Here is a 14,297-nt window from a genome sequence, read left to right on the forward strand (position 1 = left end):
AAAATACATGTTTCACGTAGGAAATAGATTTTCTTTTGATTTGCTGATTGCTAGTAGATGGAAAAACAAATATTGGATACCTTGTACGAATAGAGTTAATCAAGTATTTTTAAGGATGAGAAGTGATGAATGGATGTTTATAGCATACAAAAACGAGGCCGATAGAGTTATCAGCCTCGTTGCTCATTATCGAAAATTTTTCGCTTTTTCTTGGTACGTATCCCAAATTCGGTCAAAGTTCTCTTTTTCTTCATCTGTCATTTCCATCATTGGCAGACGTACATTGAGTGTATCAAAGCCTAACTTTGTCATCGCATATTTAATAGGCGATGGGTTCGGTTGAGCGAACAGCGCACGTACTAAAGGTAATAATGCTCGGTGAATTTTGGCTGCTAGCTTATGATTTCCTTCTTCAAACGCTTTAATCATTAATTGCATATCATTGCCTACAACATGGGCTGCTACAGAAATAACGCCTGCTCCGCCTATGGCCATTAACGGTAATGTTAAACCATCATCCCCACTATACACTAAGAAGTCATCATCTGGATCAATGTTCTCTATAACATCTCCCATCTGATCTAAGTTACCGCTCGCTTCTTTAATCCAAGCAATGTTTGGAATCTTGCTTAAAGCAACAGAAGTTTCATAGGCAACATTGACACCTGTACGCCCAGGGACATTATAGAGCATAACAGGTAGACTTGTTTGTTTAGCGATGGTTTCAAAGTGAGCGAAAATACCACGTTGATTCGGCTTATTATAATATGGAGCTACAAGCATAATACCGTCTGCTCCATTTTCTTCTGCTTTATGAGTCATCGCTATCGAGTAGGCTGTTTCATTGTCCCCTGTACCTGCAATAACCGGTACGCGTCCTGCTACTTTCTCTACTGTAAAGCGCACAACTTCGATTTTTTCCTCAGTAGACATTGTTGGGTTTTCAGAAGTCGTACCACAGGCAACGATACAGTCTGTACCGTTGTCTATCAAATGATTAATAATACGTTCTAGTTCTGGATAATTAATCGTGCCATCATCTTTGAACGGCGTAATCATAGCCGTCCCAATTCGACCTAAATTCATCCTTACACCCCTCTTATAGTAAGTTATCCTCAAGCATTGCTTCTGCAATTTGGATAGAGTTTAATGCGGCGCCTTTTAATAAATTGTCAGAAACGATCCATAGATGGAATCCTTTATTGTTGTCTAAATCTTGACGGATACGTCCTACAAAAGTAGCGTCTTCCCCTTCTGCATAAATAGGCATTGGGTAAGTTTGTGTTGCAATATCATCTTGTAATACTACACCTGGTGCATTGCGTAATACGTCAAAAATCTCTTGGATTGACGCTTCTTTCTCTACCTCAATATAAACAGATTCAGAGTGACCTGAAACGACTGGAACACGAACGCAAGTAGCAGCTACTTTGAGCTCTGGTGCATGCATGATTTTTTTCGTCTCATTAATCATTTTCATTTCTTCGTATGTAAATCCATTATCTGTGAATTTATCGATTTGTGGAATGACATTGCGTGCTATTGGGTAATGACGTTTATCACTACCAGACGGCAAAATAGTTGCTTCTACATCTTTACCTGCTTCCCAATTTGCGCTCTGTGCCTTTAATTCTTGAATAGCAGAAATACCCGCTCCTGAAACGGCTTGATATGTTGAAACGATTACTTTCGTTAAACCAAATGCTTTACGAATTGGCTCAAGTGCAGCCACCATTTGAATTGTAGAGCAGTTCGGATTCGCAATAATCCCTTTATGCTTCGCTAAGTCGCCTCGATTCACTTCAGGTACGACAAGCGGTACCTCTGGATCCATACGGAAATGGCTCGTATTATCAATAACTACTGCACCACGCTTAGCTGCCTCTGGTGCAAGCACAGCTGATACTGACCCACCAGCTGAGAATAAAGCGACATTGACGCCTTCGAAAGCTTCAGGTGTCGCTTCTTCAATTGTATATGTTTGACCATTAAATTCGATTGATTTTCCCGCTGAACGAGCAGAGGCTAGAAATTTAATATGCCCAATCGGAAATTTACGTTTAATTAATTGCTCCATCATTTTCGAACCTACTGCTCCTGTTGCCCCAACAACCGCAACTGTTAACTGCTTTGTCATCTGTCATCTCTCCTTGAATACATGTTCCATAATGTGTGCTATTGTATCACAAAAATACTGAAAATTGTGTGTAATCTATGATTTATTTGAAATATTGTATCAACAGCGGTTGTAATTGCTTTTTCTGCGTAATTGCTGCATGAACAGTATCCACCATTTGATCAAAATCAGCAATTAAAGAATTCGGTTTGGAGAGGGGGGCATCCTGACCAAAAGGAATAAAATAAATATTTTTGGCATTCAACAGCTTCATAATGTTTATACCATTTAAACCAAGTGCATCATTTGTTGAAATACCTAATACAACAGGTGATCCATTACGCAATGTTGCCTTCGCTGCCATTAATACGGGACTATCTGTTGCTGCATTCGCAAACTTACTTATGCTATTGCCCGTCATTGGCGCAATCACCATTGCATCTAATGGATTGGATGGACCAAATGGTTCCGCCTCTTTTATAGAAGAAATAACCTTTTCTCCTGTTAATGCTTCTATTTTGGCAATCCACTCATCTCCAGTACCAAAGCGAGTAGCTGCATGTAAAACGGAGTGAGTAATAATTGGCACAACCGTTGCTCCGACATCAATAAAATTTTGAATTTTAGGTATGACATCTTCATACGTACAATGTGAGGCTGTAATACCTAGCCCAATTCGTTTCCCCGTTAACAATCTTCTTCCTCCTCTATTGCCTTGCACAAGATTGTAGCAGCGTCATGTGCAAAGTATTTCCCAGGCAATGATGGCAATAGTACATATGTTTGTAATTGCTCCGCATCTATATCTAAACAGCCTGGCTCTGAGGCCAAATCATATAAAACTGCTGGAACATGCTCTATAAATGATTCTGTAATCCATTTTGCTGGAATTGTATTGATGAAAATATCATCCGTAATAGACCATCGACGATCATCTAAATTCGTAGCTTTATAGCCATATGCTTTTGCCTCGCTCACTTGTACAACAGAACGTGCAACAATGTGGACGTTCGCCCCCATCTTAACTAGTAAAGAGGCGAGCATTTTGGCGATGCGTCCAAAGCCTGCGATTGTAAAATTTTGTCCGTAAATACATTTTTGCTCGAGTCCGTAAAACGTGGCGATAAATCCCTCCGCTGTTAACCGAGCATTTTGCCATATAAACGATTCTTGCTGCAAATAGCAAATGGATTCATTTTTCTCTAGTAATTGCTTCCAATGCATCGTTAATCGGCCTGTATAAAATTTAACTTGTGATATTCCATAGAGCTGCTCAACTTCTATTTTTAATGGAAGAATTGGTAGGATAATTTTATTTGGTTGGTATTCTAAAACCAGTTTATTTAACTCCTCGTTCCAAACGGTCGTTCTTTTATAAAACACTGTTCTCGATGGACTTCTTAGCATTGTCGCTAATTCCTTTAATCGTGAGTCCTCACCGATAACAAGCCATTTTTCGTTTTCCAAAAGCTCACCTCACTGTAAATATTCTGACTGTACTGAAGATGTTTTATTAAATAAAATCCGATCTTCACCAATTAAGATAATTTCGTGCCAAGGTATCATTTCACTAACTTTCATTTTCTTTTTTTGGAATGGTAGTTTATCTTTCACAATTTCAAAGCCATGTATTTTCCCTGTTTGCACATCTAATAGGCATTCTGTATGTGCCAAGATGCCAAAATGTACGCCACCCTCAATTTGAATTAACTCCTTATCCACCATCTCAGATAGTAGCATGCCTCATCTCCCTCCTTGTGCCATTACCTCAATATATGCGAGTTTTTGCAAATCGTGCCCCCTACCAAAAGTAGGAATGTGTTGCATTTCCATCGACATCTGTACATAGTGTATATACACCGTTATAACGGGTGAGGATTTGTGCATATCCATTTAAGTAATGCCAGTGATAAACCTCACGATACAGCTCAAAGAGGGCATTCTAGCGAATAAATTACATGCAGGTGATGCACTATCATCTATCCGTGCTCTAGCAAAGGATTTAAAGGTCAGTGTCATGACGACCAAACGTGCATACACCGATATAGAGCGAGACGGCTTCATCAAAACAGTTGCAGGCAAAGGGAGCTTTGTTACAGAGCGCAATCAAGATTTTCTACGCAAGGAACTTCTGCGACAGCTTGAGGAGCATTTGCAAAAGGCCGTAAAAATAGCGAAAGCAGCCGGTCTTTCTAATGAAAAATTGCAGGAACTCCTATCTTTAATAGTAGAGGTGGACAATTAAGAGGAATGCCATTGAGATTCATGATTTACATAAGGTCTTTGAAGGCTTTTCTTTAAAAGATGTAAGCTTTTCAGTCCCTCAAGGAACCGTGTAGGCTTTATCTGAGAAAATGGAGCTGGAAAATCCACAACCATTAAATGCATGCTGAACTTACTAAAAAAAGAATATGGCGAAATATTGCTTTTTAATAAAGATCATGTCGAACATGAACTATCGATAAAAAACGACAGCGGAGTCGTATTTGACGATTTACACGTACCAGAAACGCTAAATGCGACGCAGCTCGACAAAATCATGAGAAAAGTATTCCAAACGTGGGATTCAGGCTATTATTTTGAACGATTAGCTCAATTTAATGTCCCAAAGAGGAAGAAGATCAAGGAACTATCAAGAGGTATGAGGATGAAGCTGTCAATTGCATTAGCATTGTCACATCATCCAAAATTATTGATTTTAGATGAACCAACAAGTGGATTCGATCCTATCATTCGGGCTGAAATTTTGGATTTATTTTTAGCATTGATGCAGGATGAAACACATAGCATTTTATTTTCTTCCTATATTACAAGCGATTTAGAAAAAAATGCTGACTATATTAAGTTGATTCATAAAGGTGAAATTTTATTGAGCGAAAGTAAGGATGCCCTCTTATGATTATGGGATTTTCAAAGGGAATAGTGAGGAAGTAAGGGATTTGCCAGAGCATGCGATTGTGAGAAGACGTCAGGGAGCGTTTGGAATCGAGGCTTTAGCACTTAAACATGAAGGAAATGAGGCTTTCAGGCTTGAAAAACCTTAAATGGCTTCATTTATATACGACGCGAGAAATTTGCTAATCACCATCAAAAAATAGGCTGCCCATTGGCAACCTATTTTTTATCAATTACAACATGGATTAATGTGTCATTGGCAATATCAATCGTAAAGGCTTTGCCAAACCCAACTACATAGCGTCCGTCTAGAGGTGTTAATTCAAATAATGAGAAATCGAGTGAACGTAACATTTCCATCATTTTTGCATTAAATAGTTGATCGAAGGCAGCAAAAATCTCCTCATGACCTTCATTTCCTAAATTTTTAGGCTGACATTGCCAGCGTGCTCGCTCTGTGGCAAATGGATTGGCTGTCACAGCTTCATCTGCTACACAAATTAAATCGACTACTTCTGACTGCTCCATTAACTGGTAATGTTCGGCAATACGACTAATATACACATAAAATTTCCCATTCAAACGTATAAAAGGCGTTGTACTACTAAAAGGCTTGCCTTCCCCATCTACAAAGCTTAATACACAATTTTTTTTACCTTGAATAAATGCTTCATAGTTTTGTTTTACTTGTTCAATATCAATTGCTTTTGGCATGCTGTTTCCTCCTATACTTTGACCGTATTTTTTAATTGAATCCGTGGGGCATTATCCCATGTGACATATTGAATTTCTGCTTCCATACGATAAATTTGTTGGATCATTTGCTCCGTCATAACCTCATCCGGTGTACCCATTTGTGCTCGTAAGCCGTCCTTTACAACAACGATTTGATTGCTATAGCTAGAGGCTTGGTTTAAATCATGGAGCACCATCACAACAGTCATGCCCATATCACGATTAAGCTCTCGCACTAATTCTAGCACTTCATGCTGATGGGCAATATCTAAGAAGGTCGTGGGCTCATCCAATAATAGCACTTGGGGCCGTTGTGCCAATGCCATTGCAATCCACGCACGTTGCGCCTCCCCACCAGATAAAGCGGCAATAGGCTTTTCTTTGTAATGTGAGAGGTAGGTTTTTTCCAATGCCCAATCAATTATGGCCTCGTCCTCTGCATTGAGACGCTCAAACCATTTTTTATGTGGATAACGACCATAGGCGACTAAATTTTTGACGGAAATATCGCTCGGTGCTTGGTTTTGTTGACTCAGCATACACATTTTGCGTGCGATTTCCTTTGAGGATAATTGACGCATATTTACACCATCAAATAGGATGGTTCCTGCATGATACGGCTGCATCCGTGCGATCGCCTTTAAAATCGTTGACTTACCGGAGCCATTCGGTCCAATAATGGATAAAATTTCGCCCTGTTTCACTTCAAATGAAAAATTATGGACAACTTCCTTTTGTTCATAGCTGATGGATAGCTGATCAATTGTTAACATTAGAACGCCCTCTTTCTCATTAAATATAAGAAGTAAGGTCCACCGAGAACAGCCATTAAAATACCTGCTGGAATATCAAGTGGTGCAAATAATGTCCGTCCACCCGTATCGGCAATCAATAAGACAATAGCTCCCATAGCCATACTCATAGGCAACATGTACTTATAATCGGAGCCAACTAGTAGCCTAGCCATATGCGGGACGATTAATCCAACAAAGCCAATCATGCCAACTGCTGCAACCGAAATTGCTGCTAGAAAAACAGCTAAAATAGACAACATAATACGAATACGGGTCACACTTTCTCCTAAATTGGTTGCGACCTGATCGCCTAAACGAATAATATTAGCTTTTCGAATGGCAAAAATGGATAGAATCCAGCCGATAATGGCATACACATAAATCATATGCAGTGATGCATTTCCTTTTGCTGCAAGACTACCATTCATCCATTGCACAGCTGATGGTAAACGATCACTGTAAAGAATGGATAAGAATCCAATGACTCCACCACACAATGCATTTACGGCTACCCCTGATAAAATAATGGTGATGGGTGTAATGCCTGTACGTCTCCATGCAAGAGCATATACTATGGCTGCTGCAATTAAGCCACCAACAAAAGCTGCAAGCGGAATCAAATGCGTTAGCTCTGGATTAGCTAAAAGAATAAGTAACACAAAGGCCGCTGCCCCACTCGTTACCCCTGTTAACCCAGGATCGGCTAATGGATTGCCCATAACTGCCTGCAATAAGGCACCCGAAATGGCGATACTAGCACCAATAATTAATGCCAGCAGCACGCGCGGTAGGCGAATATCCCAGATGATGGTTGTATAAACACCCTCTTGATCACGTCCATTGATCAGGGTAGATAAAATATCAGGTACGGAAATATGAACACTGCCTAACCCGATCGCTACAATGGCTGCTAAAATCGTTACCACAAAGGTCGTGATAATAATCATGCGACTTCTTGCTGTATGAATCATACCTCTACCTCACGAACTTATTTATAAAAATAATCTGCAATTGTTGTTAGTGCTTTCTCAGCATTTGTAATGGATGTGACACCGAATGTACTATAATCAAGCATATAGATTTTGTCATTTTTATAGGCTGATAATTGTTGCCATGCACTATTCTTTTTAATCTCTTGTTTAAATTTATCTTCATTTGCTCCATGATCACCTGATGCTAAAACAAAAACGATGTCCGGATCAGCTACAACAATATCTTCTAAATTCATTGGCGAATACGTTGATTCTGCTTTTAGTACCGATTTCGCAATATTGTCTGCACCTAATCGTTCTACTAAGCTTCCTAAGTAGGATTGGTCGTTCATTACCATAAAGGAATCAGATGTACCGATGACAAGCATCACAGATGGTAATTCTTTTCCTTGTGCTTTCTCTTCCAATTCTTTTTCTTTTGCTACAAGATTTTGTAAAACCTCATTCATTTTTTCTTCTTTACCAAAGTACGTACCGAGCACTTTAAAGCTTAATTTTAAGTCTTCATATGAATCCGTTGGTAAATAAGCTGTCGGTAAATTCATTCCCTGTAGTGCTTGATCAAGTGAGCTTTGTAATGATGATGCCCCAAGGATTAAGTCTGTTTGTAAGCTTGAAATAACCTCTAAATCGGGCGACATTGGCGAGCCGATTTTTGTAATAGAATCAAAGTCTGCTGGGATAGGGTTTGTCGATGTTGGCACTCCTACTGGTGTGATGTCCAAAAGATGTAACATTTCTGTTAAAGGCACAGATGTCGTGACAATTTTTTCTGGTGCTGTTGTTGGGAAGCTTGCTAATGCCTTTTGGAATGCTTCCTCATCGACACCATCTTGAAATGCATCCTCTTGCACATCAGCTGTATCTGCTGTTTCTTGTTGTGTTGTTGCTTCTTCTTTTATTTCTTTGTCAGTACTCTTTTCTTCCTGATCTGCACAACCAGCTAGCGCTAGTGATAATGTAAGGGTACTGACAGCAAGCCATTTTTTCATAAGATAAATATCCTCCAATTTAAATGCGAATGATTTTCAATATCATTCATACTATCAAAGTTAATTGAGAATTTCAATGCTTAATTGAGAAGAAAATAAACATTAAAAAAGGAGAACTTTGAAAATATTCAAAGTTCTCCTCATGTTGTTGAAAAAAGATCATGTCAAAGGCAGAAAAAGCAACTTTGCAAGGGGAGGGGGTGATTTCCGTTCCGCCAGCGTCCTTTCCAGGGGGCGTCCGATGAGCCGCTTCACTCACTTACGTGCGCTCCATGGTCTCATCTGTAACGCTAAATCCCCTAGGAGTGACGCTGGCTCCACTCCAATCAACCATTCTGCAAAGTGTCTTTACTTTTTTTCATAGTAATATAGCGATTAAATAGCCCATTATTTTTAGAGGGAATAAGCTCTTATTTTCAATGTGGGGAAGTGATGTGTGACAACACCTCTCCATAAAGAGTAGTGAAGACCTTCGCTTTATTTGAAAACTTTTGCTAAAAAGGTAACACTTTTGTAGGTTGGAGTGGAGGCTACTTGACTCCCGTGGGATAACGAGACAGGCGAGCCTCTAAACGGAGTGATAGCGGAGGAGGCGGCTCGAGGCGCTCGCGCTCGCCCATAGGAAAGCAAGTAGCCTGCAACGGAAATCCATTTCTACCTTTCAATTGACTGTTTTGTTTTTCAACACTAAAAGGAGAACCTTGGAAATATTCAAAGTTCTCCTTTTTACTATAATGAATAAATTGTTATAACTTGGATAATTAGTATCATTTTAAGCTCTTTTATTCGCTTGGGCCAATAATCGAGATAGCTGGTTCGGCTTTTAAAATTTTGGCAATTAGTCGATCTACTGACTCCATGGATACAGCATCTATAGATGCAAGTACCTCGTCTACAGTACGATGCTTACGATGCACCAGCTCACTTGTCCCATTGCGATTCATACGGGCCCCCGTGCCTTCTAAACCAAGGACAAAGCTACCTTTCAGCTGCTCTTTTGCATTATCAAGCTCTTCTGCTGTGATGCCACCAGCGACAATGTCCAGTAAAGTAGCATCAATGGTATGCTGAAGCTGAGCTAATTGCTGGCGACTAGTACTACCATAAATCGTAAACGCGCCAACATCGGCATAACAGGATTGGTAGGAAAAGATAGAATAAGCTAACCCACGTTCCTCTCGTACTTCTTGAAATAATCGAGAACTCATATTGCCCCCAATAATACTATTCAGTGCAATAAAACTATACATATCTGGATCTTTCACACCAATTGCTGGATATGAAATCGCAAGATGTGCTTGCTCGGTATCACGAATTTTCGTCATTTCTCCTGGATAAAATGCAGGATTTGTCAGTACAGGCGCAATCGCTTGTGGAGAAGGTTGGTAGTGTCCAAATAAATCTTCAATCGTTTGCATAAGCTGAGCTGAAATATTCCCTGCAATGGATATAACAACAGATTCTGGACCATAATGTTTGTCCATATAATGTCGTATGGCGTTAGCTGTAAAAGTCTTTAATGTCTCAGCAGTTCCTAATATCGGACGACCAAGTGCATCATTCGGATACATGACACTCCACAGTTTTTCATGAACATCATCATCAGGCGCATCCTCACTCATTAATATTTCTTCTAATACCACTTGTCGCTCTTTTTCTAATTCTTCTTCCGCAAACGTAGAATGAAAAAACATATCTGCTAGTATTGTGACAGCAAGCTCTGCATGATGATCTAAAACTTTTGCATAATAACATGTATTTTCTTTCGATGTGAACGCATTTAACTCTCCGCCAATTCGATCAAATTCTTCAGCAATTTGACGGGCTGAGCGAGTTGTTGTTCCTTTAAACAACATATGTTCAATAAAATGTGTGATGCCATTTTCTTCTGGTAGCTCATAGCGAGAACCTGCATTCACAAAAATACCTAATGCAACAGACCTCACATGATCTATATGCTCTGATACTAGCCGAACACCATTTTGACATGTATGTACTTGAACCAAAAAATCTCCCCCAATTATAAAAATTCTCTACTAGTCTTTTTGCTACTATTTAAAAAGGCTGCGCAATCATACGCAGCCTTTGGAATCATTATTATTTTTCTTGTTCAGCGCGTTCTTTTTCCTCTTGTATTACTACTTTACGAGATAAATTCACACGACCTTGCTTGTCAATTTCAATAACCTTCACAAGTAATTGATCGCCAAGTTTTAAGACATCTTCCACTTGCTTTGTACGTTCCTCTTGAATTTCGGAAATGTGTAGCAAACCATCTTTTCCTGGGAAGATCTCACAAAATGCACCGAATTTTTCAATACGTTTCACAGTCGATAAGTAATATTCCCCTACTTTTGCTTCCCGTACGATATCTTCAATAATTTGTTTTGCACGTGCATTCATTTCCTCATTTGCAGAAGAAATGTAGATTGTACCATCTTGTTCTGTATCAATCTTAACGCCTGTCTCTTCAATAATTTTGTTAATTTGTTTACCACCAGGTCCAATCACATCACGAATTTTATCTGGGTTAATTTTCACGATGACAATTTTTGGTGCAAATTCAGACAATTTTTCACGAGGTTCAGCAAGTGTTGCAAGCATTGACTCTAGAATATGCATACGACCAACTTTCGCTTGTGTCAGTGCTTCTTCTAAAATATTGCGAGATAAACCGTCGATTTTAATGTCCATTTGTAGTGCTGTTACACCTTTAGCTGTACCAGCAACTTTAAAGTCCATATCACCTAAATGGTCTTCCATCCCTTGAATATCCGTTAAAATGGAATAGTGCTCGCCTTTTTTGATAAGACCCATTGCAATACCTGCAACTGGTGCTTTTAATGGTACACCTGCATCCATCATGGCTAATGTAGATGCACAGATAGAAGCTTGTGAAGTGGATCCGTTTGATTCAAGTACTTCAGATACACAACGAATTGTATATGGGAAAGCCGATTCATCTGGAATAACAGCTTCAAGCGCACGCTCACCTAACGCACCATGACCAATTTCACGACGGCCTGGACCACGGATTGGACCTGTTTCCCCTACAGAGAATTGAGGGAAGTTGTAATGGTGCATAAAGCGTTTTGATTCTTCTACACCTAAGCCATCAATAATTTGTACATCACCTAGCGCCCCTAATGTACAAATAGATAGGGCTTGTGTTTGTCCACGTGTAAATAGACCAGAACCGTGTGTACGTTGTAATAAGCCTGTTTCAGAAGAAAGTGGTCGAATTTCGTCGAGCTTACGACCATCTGGGCGAATCTTATCTTCCGTGATTTGACGACGCACTTCTTCTTTTACCATTTTATCAAGAATGTTATACACTTGTTTCATTGTTTCATCGTCGGCTTCTTGCTCTTCATAGGAAGCGATAACACGATCTTTTACAGCTTGAATGGCCTCATCACGCGCATGCTTCTCCGCAGTTTGAATCGCATCATGCATATCAGTCTCACAAGCTGCTTTTATATCGGCTTGAATCGCTTCGTCAATCTCAAATAATGTCACTGGTAACTTTTCTTTACCTACCTCTGCCACAATTTGTTCTTGGAAAGCAATGATTTTTTTGATTTCTTCATGACCGAACATAATAGCTTCTAACATGATTTCTTCTGGCACTTCAAGTGCGCCCGCTTCAACCATGTTGATGGCATCTTTGTTGCCTGCTACAGATAAATGAATTGTTGAGTGATTCGATTGCTCCACTGTCGGGTTAACGATGAATTCTCCGTCAATATAACCTACTTGTACACCTGCTATTGGTCCATCAAATGGAATATCAGAAATAGATAATGCTAATGATGAACCTACCATCGCTGCCATTTCAGATGTACAGTCAGGATCATTGGACATAACCATCGAAATGACTTGTACCTCGTTACGGAAACCATCTGGGAACATCGGACGAATTGGACGGTCGATTAAACGGCTTGCTAAAATCGCCTTTTCAGATGGACGCCCTTCACGCTTAATAAAGCCGCCAGGAATTTTACCTGCAGCATATAGACGTTCTTCATAGTTAACTGTTAATGGGAAGAAATCAAGTGGTTTTGGTGATTTTGACATTGTTGCTGTGGCAAGTACAGAAGTATCGCCATAGCGTACTAATGCGGCTCCGTTTGCTTGTTTTGCTAACTGTCCAACTTCAATTACAAGTGGACGGCCAGCCCATTCATAGGAATAGACTTTCTTTTCGTTCATTCAATGAACCCCTCTCTATTATAAAAACACTTACTTCGTCTGTATGTACTAATAGTAAGTGTACCAAAAATGCTTGTTCTATGCTAAATAATATTTCATGAAATAATCATACATTTAAATTCAGTTATTGCCAATTTATTTAAGATTTATTTCTATATTTTATTGAAAAAGCATTTTTTACATTGGTATACGGATTTTCAATGGATTCCTACCAAAAGGTACAAGCTTAAATATCAATTTATGATAACATTGCGCTCATCATACAACATCTTATCAGTATAAAGAAAGTCACATAGCAAGTAAAGCTAAAACAAAAATAGAGGTACTATCAATCATACCCTGTAACGATTTGCTACAGGGTATTTGATCTTAGTGTTGAAAAACAAAACCATCTAGAGCATTTTTGTGAAAGATGAAAGTAGATTTCCGTTGCAGGCTACTTGCTTTCCTGTAGGCGAGCGCCAAGCCGCTTCCTCCACTCCAATCCATAAAAATGTTCACTTTTTAGCGAAGGTTCGAGTGAAGATGTTCACTACTCATTTTACAGAGAGGTGTTGTCACTCATCACTTCTCTACATTGAAATAAGAGCCTATTCTCTCTAATAATATAAATGAAGGGCAATTTTGTTCAGGAAAAGACACTTTTGTAGAATGGTTGATTGAGTGGAGCCAGCGTCACTCCTAGGGGATTTAGCGTCATAGCTGAGACCCGGAGCGAACGCAGTGAGTGAAGCGGCTCATCGGACGCCCCCTGGAAAGGACACTGGCGGAACGGAAATCAACCCCTCGCCTTGCGAAAGGTTCTTTTTCTGCTATTGCTATCACCTTTTTTCAACAACATAATCAAATACTCTGTAACGATTTGCTACAGGGTATTTGATTTTATGAAATCGTAAGTTATGTAGTTTTCGTCATGGAGTGCATTGTATTTTTTTCTAGCTTCATTTTTTTGCTTATGATAGGCATTACGAAGCGATCAAGCCCAAATTTTCCAGCATTATAGCCTGCCACAACGATAAAGATCGCCAGTAGAATATCAAATGGATTACTAGAAATCGTACCAGCTAGCAAGAAGGCAAAATTCATAACCATTCCAAAAAATGCTGCATATGTAGTTAAGCACCCTAGTATTAAGCCAAGACCGACAAGGAATTCTCCCCAAGGAATGACCACATTAAATATTTCAGCATTTGGCAAGGCAAATGACTCTATAAATTTTACATATGTAGGATATACCACTTTTTCTCCACTCATGACAGGATTCTCTGATGCAAATGTTAAAAACCCTGAGGCATCAAATCCATTCGTCAATTTACTCCAACCTGCTGTCAGCCAATGCCAGCCCAAGTAAATACGCACGGCTGTTAGAATAGCAGCAACAATGTTATTCTCTCTTAAAAATGTATTAAACATTAACCAATCCCTACTCTCTATTTTTTACTTTTCACAACGGTCTTCAATAAATCTATAGAGATCAGCTATTCTCCACACTTGCACCCTGTTGTCCTTCGTAGATTGTGAACATTTTATAAATGACTATTCATTCGTAAACGAAAAAACA

15 protein-coding genes are annotated in these 14,297 nt (G+C 39.4%); 2 read left to right on the forward strand and 13 right to left on the reverse strand.

Annotated elements, in window-relative coordinates; genetic code table 11:
* Positions 1–186 precede the first annotated feature (186 nt).
* The 5 genes from dapA to CRI88_RS02700 form a co-directional block, all read right to left on the reverse strand.
* Positions 187–1,086, reverse strand: a complete 900-nt coding sequence (dapA, locus tag CRI88_RS02680) for a 4-hydroxy-tetrahydrodipicolinate synthase (RefSeq protein ID WP_058843932.1) — start codon at positions 1,084–1,086, stop codon at positions 187–189.
* Between the two features lie 13 nt (positions 1,087–1,099).
* The gene (locus CRI88_RS02685; protein ID WP_058843933.1) at positions 1,100–2,137 is read right to left on the reverse strand and encodes an aspartate-semialdehyde dehydrogenase; all 1,038 of its coding nucleotides are present in this window, start codon (positions 2,135–2,137) and stop codon (positions 1,100–1,102) included.
* Positions 2,138–2,219: 82 nt separating this feature from the next.
* Positions 2,220–2,810, reverse strand: a complete 591-nt coding sequence (locus CRI88_RS02690) for a dipicolinate synthase subunit B (RefSeq protein ID WP_036121336.1) — start codon at positions 2,808–2,810, stop codon at positions 2,220–2,222.
* Positions 2,804–3,583: an NAD(P)-dependent oxidoreductase gene (locus tag CRI88_RS02695; RefSeq protein WP_036121339.1), complete on the reverse strand. Its 780-nt coding sequence runs from the start codon at positions 3,581–3,583 to the stop codon at positions 2,804–2,806. Before CRI88_RS02695 ends, CRI88_RS02690 begins: the two co-directional genes overlap by 7 nt.
* A 9-nt stretch (positions 3,584–3,592) precedes the next feature.
* Positions 3,593–3,856 carry a YlmC/YmxH family sporulation protein gene (locus CRI88_RS02700; RefSeq protein WP_036121342.1) on the reverse strand — a complete coding sequence of 88 codons (264 nt, stop codon included), beginning with the start codon at positions 3,854–3,856 and terminating at the stop codon, positions 3,593–3,595.
* A gap of 160 nt (positions 3,857–4,016) precedes the next feature.
* Between CRI88_RS02700 and CRI88_RS02705 the strand changes: the two genes are divergently transcribed.
* Positions 4,017–4,361, forward strand: coding sequence for a GntR family transcriptional regulator (locus CRI88_RS02705; RefSeq protein ID WP_231745016.1), 345 nt, complete (start codon positions 4,017–4,019; stop codon positions 4,359–4,361).
* A 141-nt stretch (positions 4,362–4,502) separates the two neighbouring features.
* The gene (locus CRI88_RS22695) at positions 4,503–5,015 is read left to right on the forward strand and encodes an ATP-binding cassette domain-containing protein (RefSeq protein WP_230593795.1); all 513 of its coding nucleotides are present in this window, start codon (positions 4,503–4,505) and stop codon (positions 5,013–5,015) included.
* 215 nt (positions 5,016–5,230) lie between these two features.
* Here CRI88_RS22695 and CRI88_RS02715 read toward each other — a convergent pair whose 3' ends face one another.
* The 8 genes from CRI88_RS02715 to CRI88_RS02755 all read right to left on the reverse strand — a co-directional run bounded on the left by CRI88_RS02715 (position 5,231) and on the right by CRI88_RS02755 (position 14,149).
* Positions 5,231–5,725 carry a pyridoxamine 5'-phosphate oxidase family protein gene (locus tag CRI88_RS02715; RefSeq protein WP_036121345.1) on the reverse strand — a complete coding sequence of 165 codons (495 nt, stop codon included), beginning with the start codon at positions 5,723–5,725 and terminating at the stop codon, positions 5,231–5,233.
* An 11-nt stretch (positions 5,726–5,736) separates the two neighbouring features.
* Positions 5,737–6,519, reverse strand: a complete 783-nt coding sequence (locus CRI88_RS02720) for an ABC transporter ATP-binding protein (protein ID WP_036121348.1) — start codon at positions 6,517–6,519, stop codon at positions 5,737–5,739.
* Positions 6,519–7,511 (reverse strand): FecCD family ABC transporter permease, encoded by a 993-nt coding sequence (locus tag CRI88_RS02725; protein WP_036121351.1) that lies wholly within the window; start codon positions 7,509–7,511, stop codon positions 6,519–6,521. Before CRI88_RS02725 ends, CRI88_RS02720 begins: the two co-directional genes overlap by 1 nt.
* A 17-nt stretch (positions 7,512–7,528) precedes the next feature.
* A complete protein-coding gene (locus CRI88_RS02730) occupies positions 7,529–8,524 on the reverse strand; it encodes an ABC transporter substrate-binding protein (protein WP_058843934.1) in 996 nt (331 codons plus the stop codon).
* 73 nt (positions 8,525–8,597) lie between these two features.
* Complete coding sequence (locus CRI88_RS22700; protein WP_197412998.1) at positions 8,598–8,783, reverse strand: hypothetical protein; 186 nt, start codon at positions 8,781–8,783, stop codon at positions 8,598–8,600.
* Between the two features lie 523 nt (positions 8,784–9,306).
* Positions 9,307–10,530, reverse strand: coding sequence for a M16 family metallopeptidase (locus CRI88_RS02745; RefSeq protein WP_058845148.1), 1,224 nt, complete (start codon positions 10,528–10,530; stop codon positions 9,307–9,309).
* Between the two features lie 91 nt (positions 10,531–10,621).
* On the reverse strand, positions 10,622–12,736 hold the full coding sequence (gene pnp, locus CRI88_RS02750; protein ID WP_058845147.1) for a polyribonucleotide nucleotidyltransferase: 2,115 nt from the start codon (positions 12,734–12,736) through the stop codon (positions 10,622–10,624).
* Positions 12,737–13,633: 897 nt separating this feature from the next.
* A complete protein-coding gene (locus CRI88_RS02755) occupies positions 13,634–14,149 on the reverse strand; it encodes a DoxX family protein (protein WP_036121376.1) in 516 nt (171 codons plus the stop codon).
* Between the last annotated feature and the right edge of the window lie 148 nt (positions 14,150–14,297).

The organism is Lysinibacillus fusiformis, assembly GCF_002845985.1.
Lineage (GTDB): Bacteria > Bacillota > Bacilli > Bacillales_A > Planococcaceae > Lysinibacillus > Lysinibacillus fusiformis_D.

Bases quoted from the DNA above. Each gene is read 5' to 3' on its own strand.
- dapA (WP_058843932.1), bottom strand. From the start codon at position 1,086: ATGAATTTAGGTCGAATTGGGACGGCTATGATTACGCCGTTCAAAGAT.
- CRI88_RS02685 (WP_058843933.1), bottom strand. From the start codon at position 2,137: ATGACAAAGCAGTTAACAGTTGCGGTTGTTGGGGCAACAGGAGCAGTA.
- CRI88_RS02700 (WP_036121342.1), bottom strand. From the start codon at position 3,856: ATGCTACTATCTGAGATGGTGGATAAGGAGTTAATTCAAATTGAGGGT.
- CRI88_RS02705 (WP_231745016.1), top strand. From the start codon at position 4,017: ATGCCAGTGATAAACCTCACGATACAGCTCAAAGAGGGCATTCTAGCG.
- CRI88_RS22695 (WP_230593795.1), top strand. From the start codon at position 4,503: ATGCTGAACTTACTAAAAAAAGAATATGGCGAAATATTGCTTTTTAAT.
- CRI88_RS02715 (WP_036121345.1), bottom strand. From the start codon at position 5,725: ATGCCAAAAGCAATTGATATTGAACAAGTAAAACAAAACTATGAAGCA.
- CRI88_RS02720 (WP_036121348.1), bottom strand. From the start codon at position 6,519: ATGTTAACAATTGATCAGCTATCCATCAGCTATGAACAAAAGGAAGTT.
- CRI88_RS02725 (WP_036121351.1), bottom strand. From the start codon at position 7,511: ATGATTCATACAGCAAGAAGTCGCATGATTATTATCACGACCTTTGTG.
- CRI88_RS02730 (WP_058843934.1), bottom strand. From the start codon at position 8,524: ATGAAAAAATGGCTTGCTGTCAGTACCCTTACATTATCACTAGCGCTA.
- pnp (WP_058845147.1), bottom strand. From the start codon at position 12,736: ATGAACGAAAAGAAAGTCTATTCCTATGAATGGGCTGGCCGTCCACTT.
- CRI88_RS02755 (WP_036121376.1), bottom strand. From the start codon at position 14,149: ATGTTTAATACATTTTTAAGAGAGAATAACATTGTTGCTGCTATTCTA.